Genomic DNA, 240 nt, shown 5'->3' on the forward strand with positions numbered 1-240 from the left:
CTTGGTAGTGGAATAGGTCAGGATGAGATGGTCATTGTCGGTCCAGGTTACGGCGCGCACCTTTGCGTCGCCCAGTTTGGAGCCGGTGACCAAGGCGCGGGTCTTGCGGTCAATGACGACGAGTTCGCGCCCTTCCGAGGCGGCGCGAATGAAGGCTAATCGCTCGCCAGACGGGGAGAGTCGTAGGAACTCCAGAGACGGCAGAGCCGCATAGTTCCCGATGGAGGGGAGGGGGGCGGG

At 62.9% G+C, this 240-nt stretch carries 1 protein-coding gene; it reads right to left on the reverse strand.

Features of this window, described 5'->3' with window-relative positions; translation table 11 throughout:
* Nucleotides 1–240: hypothetical protein (locus Q5762_RS39515; protein ID WP_315897149.1), on the reverse strand; the 240-nt coding region annotated here is incomplete at both ends.

The sequence above is a fragment of the Streptomyces sp. P9(2023) genome (assembly GCF_032436795.1).
Lineage (GTDB): Bacteria > Actinomycetota > Actinomycetes > Streptomycetales > Streptomycetaceae > Streptomyces.